Origin of the sequence: Sphingomonas sp. (assembly GCF_041661825.1) — a bacterium.
Taxonomy (GTDB): Bacteria; Pseudomonadota; Alphaproteobacteria; order Sphingomonadales; family Sphingomonadaceae; genus Sphingomonas.
Map to the genome: position 1 here is coordinate 419,596 of NZ_JBAZTU010000003.1, position 23,739 is coordinate 443,334.

The window sequence follows — 23,739 nt, forward strand, 5'->3', positions numbered from 1 at the left end:
GGCCGTTTCCGGCATCATCGCTCGCCGACAGCCTGCCTCAAGCGTCGGACCGGGCGGACAGGCCCTTGGAGATCAGGTGATCGATCGAAATGGCACCAGGTCCGCGAAGCAACAGGAAGAGCATGAAACCGATCCATTGGATGTGATCGGGCCACGCACTTGGATAGACGAAGAGCTGTATCGTGGTGATCATGCCGAAGAGGCCAAGGACAGACACGCGGGTGAGGAGGCCCAAGAGAATGAGCGTCGAACAGCCGAGCTCCATGCTCGCCGCCAGATAAGCCGCCGCCTGATAGGGGATGACCGGGACCTTATACTCGTCCCGGAACAACATGAGCGTCGCACTCCAGTCCGACAGTTTCACGAGCCCAGACCGAAGGAACACGCTGAAGGTCGCGGCCCGGGCGACCAAAAGGGGAAGGCTGAGCGGCACGCGATCGAGCAGGGCATAGAGGTGGCCGATGGCGTTCAGGGCGCGGTTGTTGGTCAAGGGATCACCTTTTCGTGACTGGGCCGCACGCGGGCGAAGGCGGCGGCGAAGACGTCGGTCTGGAGGGTGGTCAGCACGTCGGCAGGTTGCTCGCCGGCGGCAGCCGCCAGCGCCGCGTCCGGCGTGGCGCCGGCTTTCAGGGTGGCAAGGAAGCGCATCGCCGATGGTGCCATCGGCGAGACGACGACCGAGCGACCGGAACGCCAGACCGCCGCCGCGCGTCGGCGCGGGGTGATATCGAGTTTGCCGAGCGCGCCATCGTCACCGTCGAAGATGGCGGCGCGTATCTCCACCGCCGGGAACGCCAGAGCAAGCAGCCTCAACGACCTGGGCAGTTCGAGCGAGACCGTCTCGTCGATCACGAACCGCTCGTTCGCGGCCTCCGCTCCCTGGCAATGGTCGACTGCCCGGTCGAGCCGCGCGACATCGGCGAGGTAGGGCAGACTTTGGACGGGGGCATAGCCAGCGGCGAAGCCCGGGAAGGCCTTGCCGTAATCAGCAAGGGCTGCGTCCATTCGGAGGGAAGGGGTGTCATGATAATCGAGCGCCATGCGCTCGAAAAAGCCGGCGCCGACGAGCGCCTCGACAGTCGGATAGCCGAGCGCCAGCACGCGCATGAAGCCATTCCCGATTGTCGCCCGATGAACCTCGAGGGCGCGGCCGATCGGTACCGGTCCGGAGGCGAAGATGCCGGGTATATCGATACCGCCCTCGAGCAACTCTGCGAAATGCACCTGGAGTTCAGTTAAGCGCATGCCGTCCGTCCTGGACATGATCGACAATGGTGCGGGCGCGCTCGGCCTCGGACCGAAGAGTGTCGAAGGGCGGAAGGTTGGTATCCCACTCGATCAGGACTGGGCGAGGTCCCAGCCATCGTGTCACGGTTTCGAGCATTTGCCAGACCTCTTGCGACGCCGTCGAACCATGGTCGTCGACGCACACATGCCCGCCATCCGGGAGCGGCACGATCGAATGCCCTGCTATGTGGATTTCGCCGATCGCGGCGGCAGGAACGGCTTCGAGGACCGCCGCGAGTTCCCCCGCTGCCGAGCGACCGAGGTTGGAAGCGGAGACGAGGATGTTGTTGAGGTCGAGCAGGACGCCGCAACCGGTCCGCGCGGCCAGTTCGGCGAGGAACCCGCCTTCCGAGAAATCCGCTGCCAGGAAGGCGAGATAGCGCGACGGGTTTTCGACGAGCAGGCGGCGCTTGAGCCGGTTCTGGACGCGGTCGATATTCGCGCAGCAGATGGCGAGGGCTTCGTCCGTGTAGGGGAGAGGCAGCAGGTCGGGCAGATGGCGCGACGGGAGCGAGCTCCAGGAAACATGGTCGGATACCAGGCCAGGCTCGACGCGGTCGCACAGGTCGGCGATGCGACCGAGATGCTGCTGGTCGATCCCGTGCGATGAGCCGAGCGACAGACCGATCGCATGAACCGAGACCGGATAATCCCGTCGGATCGTCAGCAGGTCGTCGAGCGCGATCCCGCCGAGATAATTCTCCGCATGGACTTCCAGCCAGTCCACCCGAGGCGACCCGTCCAGGAACTGCTGGTGATGAGGGTAACGCAGTCCCACCCCGATGCCGTGGCACGGGGCGGCGGTGGTGGCCGCATGACCTTGAGAGGGCTGGGATCTCGGCATGCGGCCATCGTCCCTTATTTGCCGGCCGTCAGGCTGCCGGCGGCGATCTTCGAGCAGGCGCCCTTCGGCAGATAGACGAACGACGCCTTGTCCATCGGACGCGTGGCATGCCCCGCGCAGCTGTGCGCGCCGGCGGCGCAGTCGTTCCGGCCTGCCTTTGCGATGCCATAGCATTTCTCCGAGCCCGGCGGCTGGGCGACGGGGCCGGCATGCGCGGCAGTGGACATGGCGAGCGTCCCGAGGAGCGAGGAGGCAAGGGCGCCAGCGCCGGTGATCATCTTCAGGTGATTGGTCATAGGTCAGTCCTTTCAAGACAAGCGGCCGCCTGGGCAGCAATGTGTGGAAGGCTGGCGCGGGGCACGGGGGGCGGGGGGAGACGCCAACCTTCCATTGACTAACTCGGCGGCGGCGGCCGTGCGTTACATCGGCTCGACCCATTCGGTGATTTTTCCGGGATTCCCGCGTGTTCACCGGGGCCGCGTCGATGTCGCCGGTACGATCGCAGTCCTGTCGCGTTGGAACGGATTGCTGATCGCAGAGGTGTAACCGAACGCCCGCGTGGCCTCGGTAGGTGGGATGACCGCCGGCGGCGCGGCGTCCTGCTGTTGCGGCCGGGCCGCTATCGGCGTGCGGAGGTTCCACACAAGGATCGCAATCGTGATGCTGCAGACAAACGACGCCTTCCCCTCGCTCTCCTTCCCACGTGCGGGCGGCGGTGAGATCCATTTGCCCGACGATCTGGCAGGCAGCTTCGGCGTGGTGCTGTTCTACCGCGGTGCCTGGAGCGCTGCCTGCAACGAACAGCTCCACGCCTTCTCGCTGGCATCGGACGACATCGCGGCCGCGGGCATCAAGGTAATCGCGGTATCGGCTGACGATCGCGAAACGAGCGAAGCGCTGGTCAGCAAATACGGCCTGACGTTTCCGGTGGGCTACGCCGCGGACGCGTCGGGCGTCTCGGCCGCGACCGGCATCCTGGTCGGCGAGGACACCGCCTATCTCGAGGCGACCGGGTTTGTCATCGATCCCCGAGGTCGGATCCACACCGCGATCTATTCGAACACCGAGGATTTCGAGGAGCGGGTCGTGACCATGGTTTCCTCGGTCGCGACGATCGACCGGCTGATGCCGGACGATCTGCTGCGCGTGGTCGCCGATACCAGGTCCTCGCCGAGGTGAGGTCTGCGCGCGGAGCGGCTTTCGCTCGGATTGCCTAATCGCACGACAATGGGAGCCCTATTTCATGCTGCAAAATGGTGAGATCTTTCCCTCCCTCCGCTTCGCGCTGGCCGGCGGCGGCGAGGTGCGCTTGCCCGAGGATCTCGCTGGCGGGACGTCGGTCATCCTGTTCCATCGCGGCGCCTGGTGTCCCTATTGCAATGCCCAACTCGCGGCCTTTGCGCGCGCGGCGGCCGAATTCGCGGCGGAAGGCATCCAGGTTGTGTCGATATCGGCCGACGACCGCGAAACCTCCGAAGCGCTCGTCGCAAAGCATGCGCTCGATTTCCCGGTCGGCTATGGCGCTGATGCGCGGGCCGTTGCGGCGGTGACGGGCGCCTATGTCAACGAGAGCCCGCTCTGCCTCCAGGCCACCGGCTTCATCCTAGATGGCGATGGCCGGATCCTGACGTCGGTCTATTCGTCGCGCGCGATCGGCCGGTTGATGCCCGACGATGTCTTGAACTTCGTCCGCTACCTCAAGTCGAAGGCGCCGGCGAAAAGCTGAGTATCGGGTCCGGTCGCTCCGACGGTGATCGTCCCCCTCCAGTTCTGGTCGAATCCGATTTCCGCACCCGCTGTAACGACACGGCTCGTTGAGCCGTGCTTTCCGTTCAACCGCCCTGGCCGGACCATTTCTGGAGAGAGTTGATGTTTTCGGTGCTTTTCGAAATCCTTCCGCACGCCGATCAACGCCAAGCGCATGCCGCGCTCGGGGAGAGCCTCCTTCCCGACCTCGAAGCTGTGGCGGGATTCGTCGACAGTATCCTCTACAAGAGCCTTGCCCGCGATGGCTGGCTGCTCTCGTTGTCGACCTGGCGCGACGAGAAGTCCGTCGTCCGGTGGCGGACAAACAAGCAGCACCACGAAGCCCAGGTGATAGGCCGGGCCGAGATGCTGGAGGACTATCGCCTGCGCGTCTGCGAGGTCACCTATGACACCGAAGTCCCCGAGGGTTGCGAGCTACGCAGCCAGCGCCTCGATGAAAGCGAGGTCGGGTCGGGCGTGGCGATCACGCTGATCGACGCGGCGCAAGTACCCGATTGGGTCGCGTCGCAAAACGCCGAGGAAATCGCGCTCTATCTCGGCTTCGACCTCTATTCCTATGGCGACTGCATTACCTGGGATGTGTTCGAAGCCATCCACGCACCCGGTGACATCATCCTGCTCTGTGCCTGGAAGGATCAGGACTCGGCCGTGGAGTTCGCCAAGTACGCGATGGGTCCAGAGGACAGCCGTATTCGCGTGACGCGGATCGTACGCGACTATTCGATGTTCGATCGGCGCGAGGCGCCGCAATATTTCCCCGACGCGCCGGGTCGCGACAGCGTCCACGGTTGAGGGTATCATGGGCGCGGATCTCCGAGCGGCGAGCGCCTCGGGCAATTGCCGTCATGGCTGGTCCGGTATGTGCGCTGCCCCGTTTTCGCAGGTCCGCAGGAGAGGCTTGCCGACCGCGGCGCGCGTCCGGAAATTTCTGCTCAGGTGTAACCTGAGCCGCGCTCGGTCCGGTTGGATGAAGATGCGCAGGGTCACAGTGGACCGTGTTGTGATCGCCATTGATGAGGCCTGCTGCGTGGCACGAGGAGATTGCAGATGAAGGCGATCGTCGTGACGGAGGAGGCCGCCGGAACCGCCGGTATGAAGCTGGTCGACCGGCCCGAGCCGGAGGCAGGCATCAATGATGTCATCGTCCAGGTCCATGCCTCGGGGTTCACGTCCGGGGAGCTGACCTGGCCTTCAACCTGGACCGATCGCTCCGGCCATGACCGCAGGCCGGTGATTCCGGGCCAGGAACTGGCTGGCGTGGTCAGCGCGCTTGGCTATGGCACGACCGGACTGTCGATAGGACAGCGCGTGGTCGGCCTCACCGACTCGTATCGCGGCGGCAGCCTTGCCGAATATATCGCCATCGAGACGCGGAACCTCGCGCCGTTGCCGGGCGACGTCGATTTCGCCGTGGCCGCTGCCGTCGCCATGCCCGGCCTGACCGCCTGGCAGGGTTTGATCGAACATGGCCAGCTTGAAGCTGGGCAGGTTGTCCTCGTGCACGGCGCGGCCGGTGCAGTTGGCTCGATGGTGACCCAGCTTGCCCGGTCCATCGGTGCCTACGTCATCGGGTCCGGTCGAGCGGCGGACGCCAAGCGCGTGCTCGATTTCGGTGCCCATGAGTTCGTCGACCTCGAGAGCGACGTCCTCGAGAACATCATCGCGGTCGATCTGGTCTTCGATATCTTCGGCGGCGACATCGCAACGCGATCGGCGCGGCTGATCCGCGCCGGCGGGAGATTGGTGACGATCGCCGGACCGACCGACGCGCGGCCAACCGACGGTTTGACCATCGATTTCGTCGTGCTGCCCGATCGCGCCCAGCTGAACGAGATCATCCATCGGGTGCGGGACGGGCGCCTTCGACCGCATATCGGGAATGTGGCGACGCTCGACGATGCCGTCGCGGCCCTAAATCCGACCAGCCGCGTCAACGGCAAGACGATCATCCGCATTCGGCCCTGAGCAAGGCGCGCCCGCAACCGATCACAATCCACGAAACAAGTGACACAGGAGACAGCCGTCATGAAAGCGATCGTAGTAACCGACGAGGCCGCAGGCACGGCCGGAATGAAGCTGACCGACCGGCCCGAGCCGACGCCGTCGAACAATGACGTCGTCGTCCAGGTCCATGCGTCGGGATTCGTGAATACCGAGCTCAGCTGGCCGTCGACTTACACCGACCGTGCCGAGCGCGATCGGACACCGTCGATTCCGGGGCACGAGCTCGCCGGTATCGTCACAGCCCTTGGCTACGGCGCGACGGGCCTGTCGATCGGACAACGCGTGTTCGGCCTCACCGACTGGTCGCGCGACGGAACGCTCGCCGAATATGTCGCGGTCGAGGCGCGCAACCTTGCGCCGCTTCCCGGCGACGTCGACTTCACCGTCGGTGCGAGCCTTCCGATCTCGGGCCTGACCGCCTGGCAGGGACTGGTTGTCCACGGCAGGCTTCAGGCCGGACAGACGGTCATCGCGCACGGCGCGGCAGGCGCGGTAGGGTCGCTGGTCACTCAGCTCGCGCGCGAGATCGGCGCCTATGTCATCGGCACCGGGCGCAAGGCTGATCGTGAGGCGGCGATCGGTTTCGGTGCGAACGAATTCGTCGACCTCGACAACGATCCCCTCGAAAAGGTCGGTGAGGTCGACCTGGTGTTCGACCTCATCGGTGGCGACATCGGGAAACGGTCAGCCAAGCTGGTCCGCGCGGGCGGACGTCTCGTCTCGATCGTGGGACCGGTCGAGGAAATGCCTGCCAACGCCTTGGCGATCGATTTCGTCGTCGAAGCCGATCGTGCGCAGCTGACCGAGATCGTCCAGCGGATCCGCGACGGACGCCTGCGGCCGCACATCGGCACCGTCGCGCCGTTCGAAGAGGCCGTCGCCACCTTCAATTCGACCGTAAGGCGACCTGGCAAAACGATCATTCGCGTCCAACCCTGATCCGATGATGGAGGGCGTGCGCCCTCCATCATCTTTTCTCACCTGCCGCCGGTCCGGCCTCAGCTGCACGCATCGAATTCGATGCGGAAGGTGAGGGGACTCGCGTTCTTCGAACCCTCTCACGACAAGGAATCGACATGAGCAATCCCGTTATCGAGTGCATCGAGAGCCGCCGCTCGACGAAATATTACGATGCCGACGCCAAAATGACCGACGCCGAGATCCAGGAACTAGTGCGCATCGGGACCACGGCTCCTACGTCTTTCCATCTCCAGAACTGGCGCTTCATCGCCGTGCGCTCGCATGAGGCGAAGGCCCGGTTGAGCCCGATCGCCTGGAGCCAGCCCGCCATCACCGAGGCGTCGGTGACCTTCATCGTCGTCGGCCAGATGGCCGATTCAAGCGTCATCCCGGAGCGGCTCGCACCGCTCGTCGCGGCCGGCGTCATGCCCGAGGCGATGGTTCCGGAATGGGAAATCCCTGCTCGTGACCTCTACATGGAATATCCGCAGCGGCAGCGCGACGAGGCAGTGCGCTCGGGCGCCATCGGCGCCACCGCGATGATGTATGCCGCGCGATCGTGGGGCCTCGGCTCGACGCCGATGATCGGCTTCGACGCCGAAGAAGTGGCTCGCGAATTCGGCCTCAAGCGGGACGAGTTTCCGGTGATGCTGCTGGCGGTCGGCAAGGAGCGTCCCGGCAACTGGGCGCAGAAACCGCGGCGGCCTGTCAGCGAAATCCTCGATCTCGTCTGATCGTCGGGAAGGGCGATGGTCACGCGTCGCGGCGGGCCGGCGGAAACAATCAATCTTCGGGTAAGAGCATGAACAATCAGTCAAAAGTCATCGTCGTCACCGGTGCATCGCAAGGCATCGGCGCCGAAGTCGTCAAGGCATTTCGAGAGCTCGGCTACCGCATCGTCGCAACCTCCCGCTCGATCAAGCCGGTCGATGACGAGGATATCCTGACCGTTGCCGGTGATATCGGCGAGCGCGACACCGCCGAGCGCGTTATCGCCGAGGGCCTCGCACGATTTGGCCGCATCGACACGCTGGTGAACAATGCCGGCAACTTCATCAGCAAGCCTTTCACCGAGCATTCCGTCGATGATTACTCCGCCGCCATGCACGTGAATATGAGGGGCTTTTTCAACATCACCCAGCTCGCGATCGCCGAAATGGAAAAGCGTGGCAGCGGTCATGTCGTCACGCTCACGACAAGCATCGACCAGGTCGCGATCTCCGGCACGCACACCGTCCTGGCGGCCATGACGAAGGGCGGCCTCAACGCCGCAACGAAGTCGCTCGCGATCGAATATGCGAAGAAAGGCATTCGCGTGAATGCGGTCGCCCCGGGGGCGATCAGAACGCCCATGTACGCGCCGGCGGACTATCAAGCGCTGTCGGCGCTCCAGCCAATTGGCCGCATGGGGGAACCCGGCGAGATCGCAAGCGCGATCCTTTTCCTCGACCGATCTCCCTTCATTACCGGGGAGATCCTGCACGTGGACGGTGGCCAAAGCGCCGGACACTGAGCCGACCGATCAGGGAGACGCATGATGACCCTCGACCATCCGATTTTCGCACGCTGGCCGGCGCGGTTCCCGGAACGGTTGCAACTCTTTTCGCTGCCGACGCCGAATGGCGTGAAGGCGAGCATCATGCTCGAGGAAACCGGTCTCGCTTATGAATGGCACCGGGTCGACATCACGGCAGACGAAAGCCACGATCCGGCATTCCTCGCGCTCAACCCCAACGGCAAGATTCCGGCGATCTACGACCCCAAGGGACCGAGCGGCACGCCGCTTACGCTGTTCGAGTCCGGCGCGATCCTGCTCTACCTGGCCGACAAGACCGGGCAATTCATCTCCGCGGATCCCAACACGCGGTACAAGACCATCCAGTGGTTGATGTGGCAGATGGGCGGCGTCGGGCCGATGTTCGGCCAGGTCGGCTTCTTCAACAGGTTCGCCGGCAGGGACTATGAGGACAAGCGGCCACGCGATCGCTACGCGAGCGAGGCCGCCCGCCTGCTCGGTGTCCTCGACCGCCGCCTTGCCGGGCGCGAATGGGTGATGGGCGCCGACTATACGATCGCCGACATCTCGCTGCTCGGCTGGGTGCGCAACCTCATCGGCTTCTACGAGGCGCGCGAGCTCGTCGGGTTCGACCGCTTCGCCCAGGTGCAGGCCTGGCTCGATCGCGGCCTTGCGCGACCAGCTGTCCAACGCGGGATCAATATCCCGCCACGCAACTAAGAGCGCGACGGATGAACCGCCCGCTCCACACATTGAAGAGCATGCCCATGGTCGACATCACCGCCGACATGGAGGCGATCATCAAGCAGGCGATCTTGTCGTTCGTCGCCACGGTCAACGACGACGGTACGCCGAGCCTTTCGCCAAAGGCATCGCTGACGGTCCGCGGTGGTCAGCTCTATTTCGCCGATATCGCTTCACCCCGGACGATCCGGAACCTCAAGCGTTATCCCGCGGTCGAGATCAACGTGGTCGATATGTTCCAGCGGCGCGGCTACCGATTCACCGGCCGCGCGGTGATCCTCTCACCGGGCGATGACGAATATTCGATGATTGCCGACTGGGTCCGCGCGACCAACGGCCAGGAATATCCGGTCGACCATGTGGTCAGGATCGAGACCATGGCGATCTCGCCATTGCTGTCTCCCGCGCATGTCTTTGCCGATCCGCCCCGGAGCCAGGACGAGATTCGAAACACCTACCTCGAAAGGTACGGGGTGGGATCCGGAGCGTGCGCGCCGCGAGACGCCGGATAGAGTTGGGAGCATCCAATGGCATCAGTCGAGATAAGAGCTGTCGATCATAACGATTTCGATCGGTGGCTGCCTCTTTGGCTGGGCTACCAGCGGTTCTACGAGGTGGAAATCCCGCAATCCGCAGGGTTGAAGACCTGGGCACGCTTTCTCGATCCCGTCGAACCCGTTCATGCAGCGCTTGCCCTTGTCGACGGACGCGCGTTGGGATTGGCGCAATGGATCTATCACCGATCGACCTGGGCGATCGACGATTATTGCTATCTGCAGGACCTGTTCGTCTCGGACGATGCGCGGGGAAACGGGCTCGGCCGTGCCCTTATCGAACTTGTGGCAGAGGAAGCGACGCGCAACGGCTCGCCCCGCCTTTATTGGTCCACGCACGAATCGAACCGGACCGCCATACAGCTCTACGACGGCATCGCCGAGCGCTCGGGTTTCGTTATATATCGGAAACCACTCGTCTGACCGGCCGGCGCCGGCCGGGCCTTGTGCCCGCAAAAGGATGACCCTCTGCCATCCGGCCGGGTTGGGATGGGAGAGGGACGAAGGGCGCCCAATGATACCGAGGTCTTATGTCCCAAGTCGACTGGTTGAGCCGTCTCCTGCAAATGGTCACCGTTACCGGCCAGCTGGAAGTCCGCTGCGCTTATGGCGCCCCGTGGCGTGTTGCCTGGGACCGATCGGCAGCACGCGAAATTCCCTACCATGTCGTGCTCAGGGGAAGGGCGGTCATCGAGGATCCGGAGTCGAGGATGGTGAGGGAACTGACGGCCGGCGACATCGTGCTGCTTCCGCACGGCTCGCCACATCTCCTTCACGACGGCAGCGGCATTGCACCGGCGCCAACGCACGAACATTTTGCCGCGGCCGGGTGGATGGTCAGTGAAAATGACAGCCAGGAAGAGCAGTTCGACATGCTGTGCGGACGCTTCGTCATCGGGCCACCCCATGATCGCCTGATCCGAAGCTACTTGCCGACGAACCTGGTGGTGCGGACCAGCGACGATGAGGGCGGGGAAGGCGCGGGGTCGGCTTCCACGCGGCTGGCCAATCTCGTGGGTCTGATGCGAATGGAATCGACTGGCGACAAAGCCGGAGGATACGCCATCCTCAACGCGCTTTCCGCGGCACTGTTCGCGCTCGTCCTGCGCGCTGCCAGCGAATCGGACCAAGCCCCGGAAGGCTTGTTGGCACTGGCCGGCCATGCCCGGCTCGGCCCGGCTATTTCGGCGATGTTCGCGGAGCCGGCTCGGCCCTGGAATCAACTCGAACTGGCCGAGATGTGCGGTATGTCGCGCGCGACCTTTGTCCGCCACTTTCAGGACAAGCTGGGACGCTCGGCCAGCGACCTGTTGACCGACATCCGGATGGGCCTTGCCGCCAACGAACTGAAGAAGCCGGGGTTGGGGACCGAGGCAGTCGCCGACCTGGTCGGATATCAGTCGGTCGCGGCGTTCCGGCGCGCCTTCACGACGACGATAGGCATGACGCCTGGGCAATGGCGCCGTCAGGCGAACGCAAGCGGGTGATCGCCCTGATCCTGTGAGAATTGGCGAGGGCCGAACGGTCCTTGCGGCGGGTAATGCGAAACCCTTCGTGTCCCGACTGTCCAATGCGGTCGCATCCGTCGCTGTAACGCCCAGCGCGCCGGCCGCGTGTCTGGATTCGTGGGGCGCGGCGCCCAGGTGGATCAACCGGCTAGTTTTTGTGCTTTTGAGCGTTTCGAGCATCTATTTGATACTTGCGCGTCTCGAAACAATCATTCTCCCGGCGTAGCTAGATCTCATCAACCGCTGATGAAGGAAGCGCCATGACAAACCCAGTGATCGAGAACATGCTGAGCCGCAGTGCCGCGAAATATTACGACACCACGGCAACGCTGAGCGACGAGCAAATCCGCGACCTCGTGCAGATCGGCACGTCGGCGCCGACGTCCTTCCACTTGCAGAACTGGCGGTTCATCGCCGTCCGCACGCCCGAGGCAAAGGCGCGCCTCCGTCCGATCTCCTGGGACCAGCCGGCGATCACCGAGGCCGCGGTCACCTTCATCATTATCGGGCAACTGGCCGATGCGAGCGTGGTGCCGCATCGCCTGGCTCCCCTCGTCGAAGCGGGCATCATGCCGGCGCGCCTGATCCCCGAATGGGAGAACCCGGCGCGTGGTCTCTACGACGACAACCCCCAGCTCCAGCGCGACGAGGCGATCCGCACCGCCACTTTCGGCGCGAGCGCGATCATCTATGCCGCCCGCTCGCTCGGCTGGGGCTCGACGCCGATGATCGGTTTCGACTTCGAGGCGGTGTCTGAGGAATTCGGCCTCGCCGACAACGAGATCCCTGTGATGCTCTTGTCGGTCGGGCCAGAGCGCGCCGGGAACTGGGCGCAAAAGCCACGCCTCCCCGTGCTCGATGTCCTCGCCTTCGCTTGACCTTCCACCAACCCACCACCCTGAGGAGACTATCATGACCCGTACTGCCACGCTGAGCCCGGATAAGGTGCCCGCCGACTCGAAGCCAACGCTCGACGCGTTCACCAAGAATATCGGCTTCACGCCCAACATGATGGCGGCGTTCGCCCACAGCCCGATCGCGTTCAATGCCTGGGCCACGTTGCTCGGATCGCTGAGCAAAGCGCTCGACGTGAAGACCCGCGACAGCATCGGCCTCGCCGTGTCTGAAGTGAACGGCTGCAATTACTGTTTGACGGTGCACAGCTTCACCGCCGAGCACATGGCCAAGATGTCGGCGGAGGACATCATCCTCGCCCGCAAAGGCCATGCCACCGACCCGAAGCGCGATGCCGCCGTCCAGTTCGCACGCAAGGTCGTCGAGAACCGTGGGCACGTCACCGACGCCGACCTGGAGGCTGTCACCGCCGCTGGCTACACTCATGCCAATGCGATGGAGATCGTCGCCTTGGTCGCCATGTATTCGCTGACCAATTTCTTCAACAACGTCTTCGATCCCGAGAAGGACTTCCCGGCCGTCGCGCCGGCCGGCTCGATCTGATCGGAGCAGTCCCGCGCGGCCCTTTCCCGCTCCTTCAGGGCCGCGCGGGATCCAGCTGTAACGCAAAGCCCGGATCCGCCGTGCACTAGGCTGAGGCCGTATCCGGGCTTTCGCGTGTGCCGAGGAAGACTCCGGATCAGACCGATACTCGGCGGACGAGGAAGGAAACGACATCATGAAAATCCTGCATATCGATTGCAGCCCCCGGCTGGACTCGCACAGCCGCGCGCTGTCGGCGGCGATCGTCGGAAAGTTATTGGCGATCGCATCTGACGCCACCATCATCCGGCGCGATCTCGGGGTTGCGCCCCTGCCTGCCGCCACAGCGGACTATGCGACGACGCTCTCCTCGCCGACGACGTTGGCGGCGCCGGTGCCGGGGTCCCTCGATCTCTCCGAGGAACTGATCCACGAAATCGAAGCCGCCGACATGATCGTCATCGGCACACCAATGCACAACCTCACCGTTCCGGCGGTCCTGAAGGCCTGGATCGACCAGATCATGCGCGCGGGCCGCACCTTTCGGTCGACACCAGCCGGGAAGGTCGGAATGATCGGGGACCGCCCGGTTTTCATCGGGATCGCGTCGGGCGGCACCTTCAGCGGCGAACGGGCAAATCAGCCCGACTTTCTCACGTCGTACCTATCGGCCGTACTGGGCAGCATGGGGCTGAAGAGCCTGCAGTTCTTCCCGGTGCAAGCCACCGCTTTTCTCGATGCGGAGCAGGGGGCGATCGCGAGAGACGCGGCGCTGGCCATGCTCGACCTCGCCGATATGAGCCCGCCTCCACGTCTCGTCGCCGCCGGAGGAGCATAGGTCATGAAGATCGTCGTTGTCGGCGGAACCGGCCTGATCGGGACGAAGGTCGTGAAGGTTCTCGCCGAACGCGGCCATCAGATCGTAGTGGCATCGCCAAAAAACGGCGTCGACTCCGTCACCGGTCAGGGTGTTCGAGATGCCGTCGCCGGCGCCTCGGTCGTGATCGATGTCTCCAACTCGCCCGCGAATGACGGTGCAGCGGCGATGCAATTCTTCACAACCTCAGGCCTCAATCTCCTCGCTGCGGAAATCACCTCCGGCGTCCGCCATCATGTGGCGCTTTCGATCGTCGGAGCCGACCGCGTGCCCGGCCAGGGCTATTATGAAGCCAAGGTCGCTCAGGAGCGGCTGATCGCAGCTTCCGGCATCGCCTTCACTGTCGTTCGTTCGACCCAGTTCTTCGAATTCCTGGGCGGCCTCGCGGATGCGGGTACAATCGAAGGCGTCGTCCGGGTACCTCTGGGCCTGCTCCAGCCTGTCGCCGCGGACGACGTCGCCGCCTACCTCGTTGAAATAGCACTCGGCGAACCGCAAAACCGCATTGTTGAGATAGCGGGACCGGAGCGCGCCTCATTCGAGGAAATCGTGCGTCGATATCTCGAGGCGATCGGCGATGCGCGGATAGTCGTGGGCGATCCCGAGGTGCGGTATTTTGGCGGGCGTCTCGCGGAAAGCTCGCTCATTCCATTAGGTGAGGTGCGCCTCGGCAGCCAATGTCTCAACGAGTGGCAGCGCCGGCCCGCAAAAGTCGAAGTCTGACGAGCCTAGGTTCATTACTGGCGGCTTTTTGGCGCGACCATTTTTGGCAATAATTGGGTGGTTAGCGGACTGGCAGGTCTTGATTGTCAAATCGAAACAGCGGACCTTTCCACTACCCTCTAACTTTGTCTGGGAGATTGCATTGCGGGTCCGGAAAGCACCTAGCGTAGCCATCATTTCTCTGGCCTTGGCTGCGGCGCTCATAGGTTGGTCGTTCTGGACGCTTTCGGACTGGACTTTGCCCCAAATCGTCAGAGGTGGTGGGGATGTATTCAGAACGCGGATTTTGCAAAGGTATCCGGTGGGATCGTCAGAACAGGCACTCATATCTGATCTCCGGAAGGAAGGGTTTCAGATTAAGATTTATGATGCGCGGTGCCCAGTTGAACGACCCACGCTAGGGCGTAGCCAGTGCTACTCGACAGCAGACTATGACCGTCCGTTCATCATCCCAGCAGCTACGCGCGGGTGGTTCGTAAACTGGATTGGAAAAAACGGTCGCATCGCCGAAATCACAGCCAACCATGGGGCTGACGGCCCATAAAGGACTGGTTTCAGCGAATCTGATTGGCGAGTTTTCGTCCGCAACTGGGTCGTGAGCCGCCCGGCAGCTTTACGAACCGACATCATCGGTCGGCCGGAGCTCGGCGCCTGGGTTCCAACCGATCGGAGCAAGTTCGAAGCCTTCGAATTCAAATCCCGGTGATACGATGCACGATACCAGTGCCCAGTCGTCACTTGCATGAGCGGCTTGCCAGTGATCGGGCTGGATAACGTGTTGTGGTGCCTGTCCGGCGAAGACGTCGCCACCGAGGATGATGTTCTGGATCGGCCCGTCATTGCCCGGCGATGTCGAGAGCAGGACGGGCGATCCCGCGTGCCAGAGCCAGATCTCCGCAGCATCGACCCTGTGCCAATGCGAGTGCTGTCCTCGATCGAGAAGGAAGTAGATGCTCGTGGCCGAAGCGCGGCCACCGTCTTGCGGCTGCGCGCGCCAAGTCTCGCTATACCATCCGCCTTCGGGGTGCGGCTGAAGATTGAGCGATCGGATCAACTCGGCGGCAGAAGTGGACGTGGTCAATGGAAAAATCCTCCATGGCTTAGGCCTGGCTGAGTTTCAGGCGGCGCTTTGGGATTCGCGTGGCCGGGACGCCAAACCGTCAAGAAACCGGCTTGCGACGCCCTCGGCGATGACGGATGCGACTTGCTCGGAGAAGCGGGCGAAATCGATCGGGGCATCATGATCGGCGCGATCGGAAATGATCCGAATGACCGAGATCGGGATGCCGAGTTCGAAACAGACTTGCGCGACCGCGGCACCTTCCATTTCAACACATTGAAGGTCGGGAAGCTGTCGTCGCAGGTCGGCAACACTCGCGACGTCAGCGATGAAGCGATCGCCGCTGGCGATGAGACCGCGCACGACGCGCGGTCGTGAGATCGAAAATGCTGCCCGAACCTCCGCCGGAACAGCGAGCTCAAAGCCACCATCGACGAAATCGGTCGCGGCGCTCACCGCGAGGCTGACCGCTCGATCGTCGACCACGAAGCGCTTCCGACCAAGCAGCGGGATCTCGAAGCGCTCGATTCCAGGAATGGCGGAGGCGTCCATATCATGTTGAATGAGCTCGGTCGCAACGACGATGTCCCCTGGTTCGAGCAACGGATCGATCGCGCCGGCGACACCCACGAACACGACATGGTCGACCTCGAAGCGGGAAATCAGGATGGCGGTTGTCGCAGCGGACGCCACTTTTCCCCAGCGCGAGAAGACCGCAACCGCGTCGAGGCCGCGCCAGCGCCCTTCCCAATAGGTCCGGTCCCCGACGTTTTGCGGGGTTTTCTCGTCGAAACTGTCGAGAATATCGGAAACTTCTTCCGGCATCGCGCCGAGAACACCAATCTTCACGTGCTGACTTCTCTGTTGAGTTTTCCGTCGGAGCATTGCCGATCCGCCGTGGAAAATGCGGGAACATGCCTCGATCTGCGCAATCAGATTTCCTCGAGCAGCGGCCCGAAGCTCTTGGCGTAGAGGCCCGTCCCGAAGCGGCTCAGGATGAAATTGCGCACCGGTCCCGGCAGCGAACGAACCGCGTCGCGCTTTCGGCCTTGCTTCTGCACCCATTGGATCCGGCCAAGCCGGCGCGCCGAGAAGGCAGTCAAGGCAGCTTCGACGTTCTTCGTCTCGGAAAGGACTTCTGCCAGGACGAGCGCATCCTCGAGCGCCATGCCGGCGCCTTGTGCCATGCTGGGGGAGGTGGCGTGCGCCGCGTCGCCGATCAGGACCACTCCTCTCTTGTACATCGGCTGGGCGGGAACTTCCCGCAAGCGTCCCGCGTGAATTATCGCCGCTGGGTTCAGGCTGTCGATGATCGGCAGCAGCGGGGGGGCGACGGAAGAGAATAGCTCCCGCATGGTGTCGGCGGGCGTGCCGGCAAAGACACCGTCGGGGGTGGCGATATCGGCGTAGACGTAAAGCTTGCCGTCCTCCACCGGGATAGCGAGCAATGTTCGCTTGCGCCCGAGCATCGCGGTCCAGCCGGTGATGCCGAACCGATTGTCAGTGATGGTTCGCCAGCTGGCGATGCCGAGATCCACCAGCTTCTCCTGGCCAAAAATGGCGCTGCGAACGGTCGACTGGATGCCATCCGCGCCGATCACCAGATCATATGTCCGCCGCGTCCCATCGCTGAACGTCACAAGTGTACCGGCGGAATCGCGTTGAAGCAGCACAACCGAGCGGCCGTAGCGGACCGGCGTTTCGGCGAGCGCATCGCTCAACGCCCGGCGCAGCGCCGAGCGCGACAGCGAAAGGCAGCCGCCGCACCGCCGCCAGAAGGAGGCGAGATCGACTTCGTTGAGCAGTCGGCCGCGCGCGTCGAAGATCTGCTGCACGTCGATCGTCGAGGCTATTTCACGAACCCTGTCGATGACGCCAAGGCGGGTCAGTGCGCGGACCGAATTGCCGGGGAGGTACATGCCAGCGCCACGCCCGGTATCGGACGGTTCGCGCTCCACCAATTCAAAGGGGATGCCCCGATTGCGGAGCGCAAGCGCCATGGCGAGACCAGCGATCCCTGCGCCGGCGATGAGAATCTTCATTCAACGGAAACCTGATTTGTAAGCCGCCCTCTACTCGGCGCGATCCGCGCCAGGGTTACATGCTCGTTGTCGGTATCTGGTCGGAGCCGTACCGCTCTGTCTCGCTGCGCCCCCGGGGACCCGATAGCTGACTTCCGCGAAGTCGAGCCAAAGATGGCCAAACTGAGCCAAACAGCGCCCTCGACGCGGCGCAGGGCGTTCGCGACACTGGCCGCTCATCAAGGATCGCCTCAGTGCGCACTCTTTTGGTCGGCAAATATGTACGTGAGTCTGCGTGAATGGCGGAAGAGATGCTCTCCGTCAGTGAAGCTTCCGCGTTCCTCAAGGTCCACCCCAACACGGTGCGCGCCTGGGCAATCGCCGGCCGGATCCCGGGTTCGAAAATCGGTCGCGCTTGGCGATTCATCGAAGCCGACCTTGTGGCGGCGATTCGCGAGGCGTATTCTGGTTCTGCACGAATGCAGCCGAGTGCCTTTCAAGAGGAGGCAATATGGCACTCTGGAACCGTGCAGGAACATATTACGTCAAGCTCACAGCACCTGACGGAACGCTCATTAGACGCACTACTGGAACGTCCGACAGGCTCAAGGCCGAGGAATATCACGACAAGCTGAAGGCCGAGCTGTGGGATCTTGCCAGGCTCAAGATCAAGCCTAAACGGACTTGGGATGAGGCAGCGCTCAGGTGGCTGCAGGAGAAGAGGCACAAAAAGTCCTACAGGGACGACGTGTCGCGGATCCGGTGGTTCACCAGGCATCTGCGTGGCAAGACATTGGACCAAGTGAGCAGGGACATGATCGACGGGATCATTTCTCGACACCATGCTCGTTCGAGCAGTCGCACGAAGGATCTCTATGTGGCGCTGATCCGCGCCATATTCCGGATGGCACAGCGCGAATGGGAGTGGATCGAGCACATTCCGGCGTTCAGGATCTACACGAGGAGTGCGAAGGTTCGCGTGCGCTGGCTAACCCACGCACAGGCCGAGCGCCTCTTGCAGGAACTTCCTCCTCACCAGCAGGACCTGATGCTGTTCGCGCTCGCCACGGGCTTGCGGCAGGGGAATATCAAGAGGCTGACCTGGGAGCAGGTCGACTTTTCCCGCCGCATCGTCACGATCGAGCACGGAGATACCAAGAACAACGAGGCGCTGGGTGTTCCGCTCAACGATCTCGCCATCTCGGTCCTCCAGCGGCAGATGGGCAAGCAGTGCGAGCATGTGTTCAGCTATGCCGGGCGACCGATCGGGCAAGTGAATACGAAACATTGGCGAGCTGCGCTCAAGCGAGCGGGGATCACCGATTTTCGCTGGCACGACCTGCGGCATACCTGGGCAAGCTGGCTCCGGCAAAATGACGTGCCCACCTGGGTGCTTCAGGAGCTGGGGGGCTGGAAATCGGAGACGATGGTGCGTCGTTACGCGCACATGTCGGTGAAGCATTTGCAGCCTTACGCAGACCAGCTGATTTTTGAGGGCAAATCAGGTCACACCGCGCCCGAGAGAGAAACGCCGGGTCAAGGTCACAAAAATGGTCACAGTGAGAGCCCGGTCCGGCTCAAACTCGTGGCCGGTACCGACTTAAGTAACTGAGATGTAAGAAGAAAGAATGGTGGACGCACTTGGGCTCGAACCAAGGACCCGCTGATTAAGAGTCAGCTGCTCTACCAACTGAGCTATGCGTCCATACCGGGCAGCGAAAGTGGCGCGTTGGAAGGCGCCGCCGCATCGGGGAGGGCGCCCGTTAGCACCCGTCGCCGGAGTTGCAAACCCTTTTTTTGCCCGCCCGGCTCGCTGGCCCTACCAGCGCACCGTCTGGCGGTTCTGGCGATCGATCGACATCAGGATTCCGATGCACAGCATGATCGTCATCTGCGACGATCCACCGAAGCTGATCAGGGGCAGGGGGACGCCCACCACCGGCGCCAAGCCCATCACCATCGCCATGTTGATCGCCACGTAGAAGAAGATCGTGGTGGCGATGCCGGCCGCGGTGAGCCGGGCGAAGCGGCTCTGCGCGCGCAGCGCGACCATCACACCCCATTGGATGATGATCATGAAGGCGATGATCAGCCCGATGCCGCCGATCAGGCCCCATTCCTCCATCATCGTCGCCAGCGCGAAATCGGTATGGCCCTCAGGCAGATAGTCCAGATGGCTCTGGGTCCCGTTGAGGAAGCCCTTGCCCAGGATGCCGCCCGATCCGATCGCGATCTTCGACTGGCTGATGTGATAACCGATGCCGAGCGGGTCGCTTTCGGGGTTGAGGAAGACGAGGATCCGGTTGCGCTGATAACCGTGCAGCACGAAGTTCACCGCGAGCGGGATCGCCGCCCCCAGCCCCAGCGCGCCGCCGATGAACAAGCGCAGGGGCACGCCCGCCAGGAACATCACCGTGATGCCGCCGACCGTGATCATCAGCGCGGTGCCGAGATCGGGCTGGGCCATGACCAGCGCCGCCGGGATCAGGATCAGCACCGCCGCCGGCCAGATCGCCCCGAACCGCCGCGTCTCGTTTGGCGGCAGCGAATGGTAGAAGCGCGCCGCCGCAAGCACGATGAACACTTTCATCAGCTCGGACGGCTGCAGGCGGATGATGCCGAGATCGAGCCAGCGCTGCCCGCCGCCGCGTACTGCCCCGATCAGTTCGACCAGGACGAGCATGATGATCAGGGCGACATAGGCCGGGATCGCCAGTGCCTGCCACGTCGATTCGCGCACCCGCGACAGCACCACCGCGCCGGCGAGGAAGACGAAGAAGCGGATGCCCTGGATCAGCGCCCAGGGCCTCAGGCTGCCGCCGGCAGCCGAATACATCACCAGCAGGCCGAAGATGCCGATGCCCAGCACCAGCAGGATGATCTTCCAGGGAAGCTGCGCCAGCGGCTCGGGAACGAAGTTGAGGCCGCTCACCGGTCAGTCTCCGTCGACCCGGTTTCAGCCACGCCCGCACCGGCGCGGGTCGCGTTGGCAAGGGCTTCAGCGGTCGCATCGGCGGCGCTGGTCGCGGCTTCGACCGCGGGCGCGTCGGTCGGCGCGGTGGCGTTGATCTCGGTCGCGGCGCCGACGGTCGGCGGGGGCGCGTTGGCGGCTTCGCGATAGGCCGCGTTCTGCGCCGTCATGCGAGTCTTGATGTCGCCGCCCCAGGTCGGCTCGACTTCCTCCAGCGACTTCACCGCACGCTCGCGGTCGAGCAGATAGGTCAGGATGTCGCGCCCGATCATCGGCGTGTCGAGATTGCGGATGAGATGCGCGTTGTGCTCGAGCACGACCGCCGCGGCGTAGCGCGGCTTGTCCGACGGCGCGAAGCAGATGAACAATGCGTGGTCGCGCATCTTGAAGGGCAGGGCGGCGTTGTTGAGCACGCCGGTGCGCCGCTCCGCCATCGAGATGCGGCGTACCTGCGCGGTGCCGGTCTTGCCCGAAATGGTGATGCCCGGGATCTGGAGCCGCGAGGCGCCGCCGGTGCCGCCGTCATTCACCACCGCGAACATCGCGTCGCGGATAATGTCGAGATGCTCGGGCGCAACGTCGAGCGGGCCCGCCGGGTGGACCTTGTCCATCAGGATGCTGGGCGTGAGCGCGCGACCCGAGGCGATACGCGACGCCATCACCGCGAGTTGAAGCGGGTTGGCGAGGACATAGCCCTGGCCGATCGACGCGTTGAGGGAATCGGCGACGGTCCAGTCCTGCTTGTACCGCTTGAGTTTCCACTCCGGGTCAGGGACCGTGCCGTAGCGCTGCGACCCGAACGGCAGGTCGTATTTCTGCCCCAGGCCGAGCTTGCGCGCGACCGGTGCGATCCGGTCGTATCCGATGTCGCGCGCCATCTGGTAGAAATAGATGTCGCAGCTCTGCGCCACGGCGCGGCGCATGTTGACGCCGCCATGGCCGCCGCGCTTCCAGCAATGGAAGGTGCCGTTGCCGACCTTCAGCGCGCCGGAGCAATTGACCGACTGGTCCGGATGCACGCCCGCTTCGAGCAGGGCGAGCGCGTTCATCGGCTTGACGGTGGAGCCGGGGGGATAAAGCCCCTGCAGCACCTTGTTCATCAGCGGCACGTGATCGTCGTCCGACAGCATCTTCCATTCGAGATGGCTGATCCCGTCCGAGAAGCTGTTGGGGTCATAGGCCGGCATCGAGACCATCGCGAGCATCTCGCCGGTCGCGACGTCGATCACCACCGCCGAACCGGAATTCGTGCCGAGGCGGCGCGCGGCATATTCCTGCAGGCCTGCATCGATCGTCAGGCGCGCCGTCCTGCCCGGCTCGTCGGGGCGGGTCGCCAGCTCCCGGACCAGCTTGCCGCGCGCAGTGACTTCGACGCGCTTGGCGCCGGGCTTGCCGCGCAGCTCTGGCTCGAGCGTCTTTTCGAGGCCGTCCTTGCCCAGCTTGAAGCCGGGGGTGACCATCAGCGGATCCTTGACCTTCTGGTACTGCTCGGCCGACGCTGCGCCGACATAGCCAGTCAGATGCGCGACCGCGGCGCCGGCCGGATAGCTCCGCGCAAAGCCGCGCGACGGCGCGACGCCGGGCAATTCGGGCAGGTGCACGCTGACCGCAGCGAACTTCTCCAGATCGAGATTCTCCGAAACCTGCACTGGCTGGAAGCCGGCCGCGCGTTTCAGGTCGGTCTTGATCCGCTCCATCTCCTCGGCCGGGAGATTGAGGATATCGCGGAGCAGGCCGAGCGTGCGGTCCTTGTTCTCCAGCCGGTCGGGGATGATGTCGACGCGGAAGTCAGTGCGGTTGTTGGCGATCGGCACGCCGTTGCGGTCGACGATCCAGCCGCGCCGGGGCGGGACCAGCGTCATGTTCACGCGGTTGCTCTCGGAGAGCAGGCTGTAATGCTCGTTCTCGGCGACCGCGAGCCAGGTCATGCGGCCAGCGAGCAGCAGCCCGACCGCTGCCTGGCCGGCGCCCAGCACCAGCGCACGGCGCGAGAAACTGTAGGTCTGCGTCGCCTCGGTGATGACGCGGGTTGGCTGGTTCATTCGCCCCCGCGCTTGCGGTCAAGCCAGGCGCAGAATCGCGCCACCAGAGGGAAGAGCATCGTGGAGATCACGATCTGGAGTAATAGCACGGTATCGACATGCGCGCCGATAGGGGCAGCGACGAGCCGTCCCACGATGAGGCAGAAGCCGATCGCGCCCGATGCGATCAGCCAATCCTGCCAGAAATCGCGGAACACGAGGCGCTGGTCGATCAGGTCGATCATGAAGAAGCACAGGGTCCAGAGCAGCATCGCGTTGCCCAGCGGCTGCCCGCTGACCAGATCGTCGAAGAAGCCGAGCGGCAGGGGTGCCCAGATGCGGAACACGTCGGGCCGGGTCAGTCGCCAGCCGAGCAGCATCATCAGCCCGAGCGGCGGCAGGAACGGGAAGGTCGCGACGAACGGCCAGGTGGTGATCAGCGAAGCGAGCAGCACCGAAGCCGGCGGCAACAGCCGCGCGGCCGCGGGCGGTGGCGCGGCGTCGAAGGGGCCGCGGGTGGGCTGCCTCATGGTGCCGGCGTGGCCGCCGGGGTCGCGACCGGCAAGAAGGCCTGCTGGACGAGCGCGAAATCGAGCGTGTCGGGCTGCGCGAAGGTGCGGGCGAGCGCAGTGTCGCGCGCGCGCTTCAGCACCCGGGCGACCGGGATGTTGGGCGAATAGATGCCGCCGGTGCCCGAGGTCACGAAGATGTCGCCGGGCTCGAACCCGACATTGGCAAGCGAGGCGGAGCGGATGTCGAGCAGCCCGTCGCCGCGGCCGGCGGCCAGTGCGGGCAGGCCGTCGCGGGTGCGGCGAACCGGCACGATGCTTTCGGGATCGGACAGCAGCAGCACGCGGGCGGTGTTGGGGCCGGTTTCCAGGATGCGGCCGATCAACCCTTCGGGGCCGCGCACTGGCTGCCCCTGCTTCACCCCTTGCCAGGCGCCCGCGTTGAGCACGGCGAAGCGCCTTGTGCTCGATGCCGACGAACTGACCAGCCGGGCCGCGACGACCGGGCCCGGCGAGCGCTCACGAAGCTGCAGGAGCGCCTTCAGCCGGCGATTGTCATAGGACAGGGTGCGCGCGCGCATCAGCAGCGCGTGATTGTCCTCGAGCTCTTTCCGGAGCTGCGCATTCTGCTTGCGCACGCCGATATAGTCTGAGGCCGAGGAGGGAATGGAGGCAATGCCCCGGCCGATCGCGGCGATGCCGGACGAGATGGGGGTGGTCACCTCCGCCACGGTCGCGCGGAGCGCGGCGAAGGCGGGGGGATCGAGCGTCGCCAGGGCAAGCAGAACCGCGCCGACAAGCGAGCCCGCCACGGCGATCACATATCCCAGGAATAGGCTGTATTGCGCCCGCCGCGAAAAACCCGGGCGCCGGTTACGAGACGGCGCCATATTCCCCCTCACAGAAGGCCCGGCGCCGCCCATCGGCACCGGGGCC

27 protein-coding genes, 1 tRNA gene and 1 pseudogene are annotated in these 23,739 nt (G+C 64.1%); 17 read left to right on the forward strand and 12 right to left on the reverse strand.

What is annotated here, in order from left to right; genetic code table 11:
• Positions 1-37 precede the first annotated feature (37 nt).
• The 4 genes from WC729_RS14870 to WC729_RS14885 are packed head-to-tail and all read right to left on the reverse strand — an operon-like array spanning position 38 to position 2,427.
• On the reverse strand, positions 38-490 hold the full coding sequence (locus tag WC729_RS14870; protein WP_372854096.1) for a DoxX family protein: 453 nt from the start codon (positions 488-490) through the stop codon (positions 38-40).
• Positions 487-1,245 carry a putative DNA-binding domain-containing protein gene (locus WC729_RS14875; RefSeq protein ID WP_372854098.1) on the reverse strand — a complete coding sequence of 253 codons (759 nt, stop codon included), beginning with the start codon at positions 1,243-1,245 and terminating at the stop codon, positions 487-489. The genes WC729_RS14870 and WC729_RS14875 overlap by 4 nt, the downstream gene beginning before the upstream one ends.
• Positions 1,232-2,131 carry a DUF692 family multinuclear iron-containing protein gene (locus tag WC729_RS14880; RefSeq protein WP_372854099.1) on the reverse strand — a complete coding sequence of 300 codons (900 nt, stop codon included), beginning with the start codon at positions 2,129-2,131 and terminating at the stop codon, positions 1,232-1,234. The genes WC729_RS14875 and WC729_RS14880 overlap by 14 nt, the downstream gene beginning before the upstream one ends.
• Before the next feature lie 14 nt (positions 2,132-2,145).
• Positions 2,146-2,427 (reverse strand): DUF2282 domain-containing protein, encoded by a 282-nt coding sequence (locus WC729_RS14885; RefSeq protein ID WP_372854101.1) that lies wholly within the window; start codon positions 2,425-2,427, stop codon positions 2,146-2,148.
• A 364-nt stretch (positions 2,428-2,791) separates the two neighbouring features.
• Here WC729_RS14885 and WC729_RS14890 point away from each other — a divergent pair, with 364 nt between their 5' ends.
• From WC729_RS14890 to WC729_RS14960, 15 genes are all read left to right on the forward strand, one after another.
• On the forward strand, positions 2,792-3,310 hold the full coding sequence (locus WC729_RS14890) for a peroxiredoxin family protein (protein ID WP_372854103.1): 519 nt from the start codon (positions 2,792-2,794) through the stop codon (positions 3,308-3,310).
• Positions 3,311-3,374: 64 nt separating this feature from the next.
• Positions 3,375-3,857: a redoxin domain-containing protein gene (locus tag WC729_RS14895; protein WP_372854105.1), complete on the forward strand. Its 483-nt coding sequence runs from the start codon at positions 3,375-3,377 to the stop codon at positions 3,855-3,857.
• A gap of 143 nt (positions 3,858-4,000) precedes the next feature.
• A complete protein-coding gene (locus WC729_RS14900) occupies positions 4,001-4,690 on the forward strand; it encodes an antibiotic biosynthesis monooxygenase (protein WP_372854107.1) in 690 nt (229 codons plus the stop codon).
• A 255-nt stretch (positions 4,691-4,945) separates the two neighbouring features.
• The gene (locus WC729_RS14905; RefSeq protein ID WP_372854109.1) at positions 4,946-5,863 is read left to right on the forward strand and encodes an NADP-dependent oxidoreductase; all 918 of its coding nucleotides are present in this window, start codon (positions 4,946-4,948) and stop codon (positions 5,861-5,863) included.
• Between the two features lie 60 nt (positions 5,864-5,923).
• Entirely contained in the window at positions 5,924-6,841 is a 918-nt protein-coding gene (locus tag WC729_RS14910) for an NADP-dependent oxidoreductase (RefSeq protein WP_372854111.1), read from the forward strand.
• 137 nt (positions 6,842-6,978) lie between these two features.
• A complete protein-coding gene (locus WC729_RS14915; RefSeq protein ID WP_372854113.1) occupies positions 6,979-7,596 on the forward strand; it encodes a nitroreductase family protein in 618 nt (205 codons plus the stop codon).
• 68 nt (positions 7,597-7,664) lie between these two features.
• Positions 7,665-8,375, forward strand: coding sequence for an SDR family NAD(P)-dependent oxidoreductase (locus tag WC729_RS14920; RefSeq protein WP_372854115.1), 711 nt, complete (start codon positions 7,665-7,667; stop codon positions 8,373-8,375).
• A gap of 24 nt (positions 8,376-8,399) precedes the next feature.
• Positions 8,400-9,098: a glutathione S-transferase N-terminal domain-containing protein gene (locus WC729_RS14925; protein ID WP_372854117.1), complete on the forward strand. Its 699-nt coding sequence runs from the start codon at positions 8,400-8,402 to the stop codon at positions 9,096-9,098.
• A gap of 11 nt (positions 9,099-9,109) precedes the next feature.
• The gene (locus WC729_RS14930; protein ID WP_372854119.1) at positions 9,110-9,634 is read left to right on the forward strand and encodes a pyridoxamine 5'-phosphate oxidase family protein; all 525 of its coding nucleotides are present in this window, start codon (positions 9,110-9,112) and stop codon (positions 9,632-9,634) included.
• A gap of 15 nt (positions 9,635-9,649) precedes the next feature.
• The gene (locus tag WC729_RS14935) at positions 9,650-10,099 is read left to right on the forward strand and encodes an N-acetyltransferase family protein (RefSeq protein WP_372854121.1); all 450 of its coding nucleotides are present in this window, start codon (positions 9,650-9,652) and stop codon (positions 10,097-10,099) included.
• A gap of 107 nt (positions 10,100-10,206) precedes the next feature.
• Positions 10,207-11,163 carry a cupin domain-containing protein gene (locus WC729_RS14940; protein WP_372854123.1) on the forward strand — a complete coding sequence of 319 codons (957 nt, stop codon included), beginning with the start codon at positions 10,207-10,209 and terminating at the stop codon, positions 11,161-11,163.
• A gap of 281 nt (positions 11,164-11,444) precedes the next feature.
• The gene (locus WC729_RS14945) at positions 11,445-12,062 is read left to right on the forward strand and encodes a nitroreductase family protein (RefSeq protein ID WP_372854125.1); all 618 of its coding nucleotides are present in this window, start codon (positions 11,445-11,447) and stop codon (positions 12,060-12,062) included.
• Positions 12,063-12,096: 34 nt separating this feature from the next.
• Positions 12,097-12,642, forward strand: coding sequence for a carboxymuconolactone decarboxylase family protein (locus WC729_RS14950; protein WP_372854127.1), 546 nt, complete (start codon positions 12,097-12,099; stop codon positions 12,640-12,642).
• 175 nt (positions 12,643-12,817) lie between these two features.
• Entirely contained in the window at positions 12,818-13,459 is a 642-nt protein-coding gene (locus tag WC729_RS14955) for an FMN-dependent NADH-azoreductase (RefSeq protein ID WP_372854128.1), read from the forward strand.
• A 3-nt stretch (positions 13,460-13,462) separates the two neighbouring features.
• Positions 13,463-14,221 carry an SDR family oxidoreductase gene (locus WC729_RS14960; RefSeq protein ID WP_372854130.1) on the forward strand — a complete coding sequence of 253 codons (759 nt, stop codon included), beginning with the start codon at positions 13,463-13,465 and terminating at the stop codon, positions 14,219-14,221.
• A 613-nt stretch (positions 14,222-14,834) separates the two neighbouring features.
• On the opposite strand, the gene WC729_RS14965 is transcribed toward WC729_RS14960, so the two are convergent.
• From WC729_RS14965 to WC729_RS14975, 3 genes are all read right to left on the reverse strand, one after another.
• Positions 14,835-15,302: a cupin domain-containing protein gene (locus WC729_RS14965; RefSeq protein ID WP_372854132.1), complete on the reverse strand. Its 468-nt coding sequence runs from the start codon at positions 15,300-15,302 to the stop codon at positions 14,835-14,837.
• 36 nt (positions 15,303-15,338) lie between these two features.
• A complete protein-coding gene (locus WC729_RS14970) occupies positions 15,339-16,130 on the reverse strand; it encodes a 5'-methylthioadenosine/adenosylhomocysteine nucleosidase (RefSeq protein ID WP_372854134.1) in 792 nt (263 codons plus the stop codon).
• Positions 16,131-16,213: 83 nt separating this feature from the next.
• Positions 16,214-17,323, reverse strand: coding sequence for an FAD-dependent monooxygenase (locus WC729_RS14975; RefSeq protein ID WP_372854136.1), 1,110 nt, complete (start codon positions 17,321-17,323; stop codon positions 16,214-16,216).
• 290 nt (positions 17,324-17,613) lie between these two features.
• Here WC729_RS14975 and WC729_RS14980 point away from each other — a divergent pair.
• Positions 17,614-17,748: pseudogene (locus WC729_RS14980) on the forward strand (helix-turn-helix domain-containing protein); the annotation flags it as partial.
• A gap of 65 nt (positions 17,749-17,813) precedes the next feature.
• The gene (locus tag WC729_RS14985; RefSeq protein ID WP_372854138.1) at positions 17,814-18,914 is read left to right on the forward strand and encodes a tyrosine-type recombinase/integrase; all 1,101 of its coding nucleotides are present in this window, start codon (positions 17,814-17,816) and stop codon (positions 18,912-18,914) included.
• Between the two features lie 17 nt (positions 18,915-18,931).
• On the opposite strand, the gene WC729_RS14990 is transcribed toward WC729_RS14985, so the two are convergent.
• The 5 genes from WC729_RS14990 to mreC all read right to left on the reverse strand — a co-directional run bounded on the left by WC729_RS14990 (position 18,932) and on the right by mreC (position 23,693).
• Positions 18,932-19,007, reverse strand: a tRNA-Lys gene (locus tag WC729_RS14990).
• 114 nt (positions 19,008-19,121) lie between these two features.
• On the reverse strand, positions 19,122-20,234 hold the full coding sequence (gene rodA, locus WC729_RS14995) for a rod shape-determining protein RodA (protein ID WP_372854140.1): 1,113 nt from the start codon (positions 20,232-20,234) through the stop codon (positions 19,122-19,124).
• Positions 20,231-22,315 carry a penicillin-binding protein 2 gene (gene mrdA / locus WC729_RS15000; RefSeq protein WP_372854142.1) on the reverse strand — a complete coding sequence of 695 codons (2,085 nt, stop codon included), beginning with the start codon at positions 22,313-22,315 and terminating at the stop codon, positions 20,231-20,233. The genes rodA and mrdA overlap by 4 nt, the downstream gene beginning before the upstream one ends.
• Entirely contained in the window at positions 22,312-22,824 is a 513-nt protein-coding gene (gene mreD / locus WC729_RS15005; RefSeq protein ID WP_372854144.1) for a rod shape-determining protein MreD, read from the reverse strand. Before mreD ends, mrdA begins: the two co-directional genes overlap by 4 nt.
• Entirely contained in the window at positions 22,821-23,693 is an 873-nt protein-coding gene (gene mreC / locus WC729_RS15010; RefSeq protein ID WP_372854146.1) for a rod shape-determining protein MreC, read from the reverse strand. Before mreC ends, mreD begins: the two co-directional genes overlap by 4 nt.
• Between the last annotated feature and the right edge of the window lie 46 nt (positions 23,694-23,739).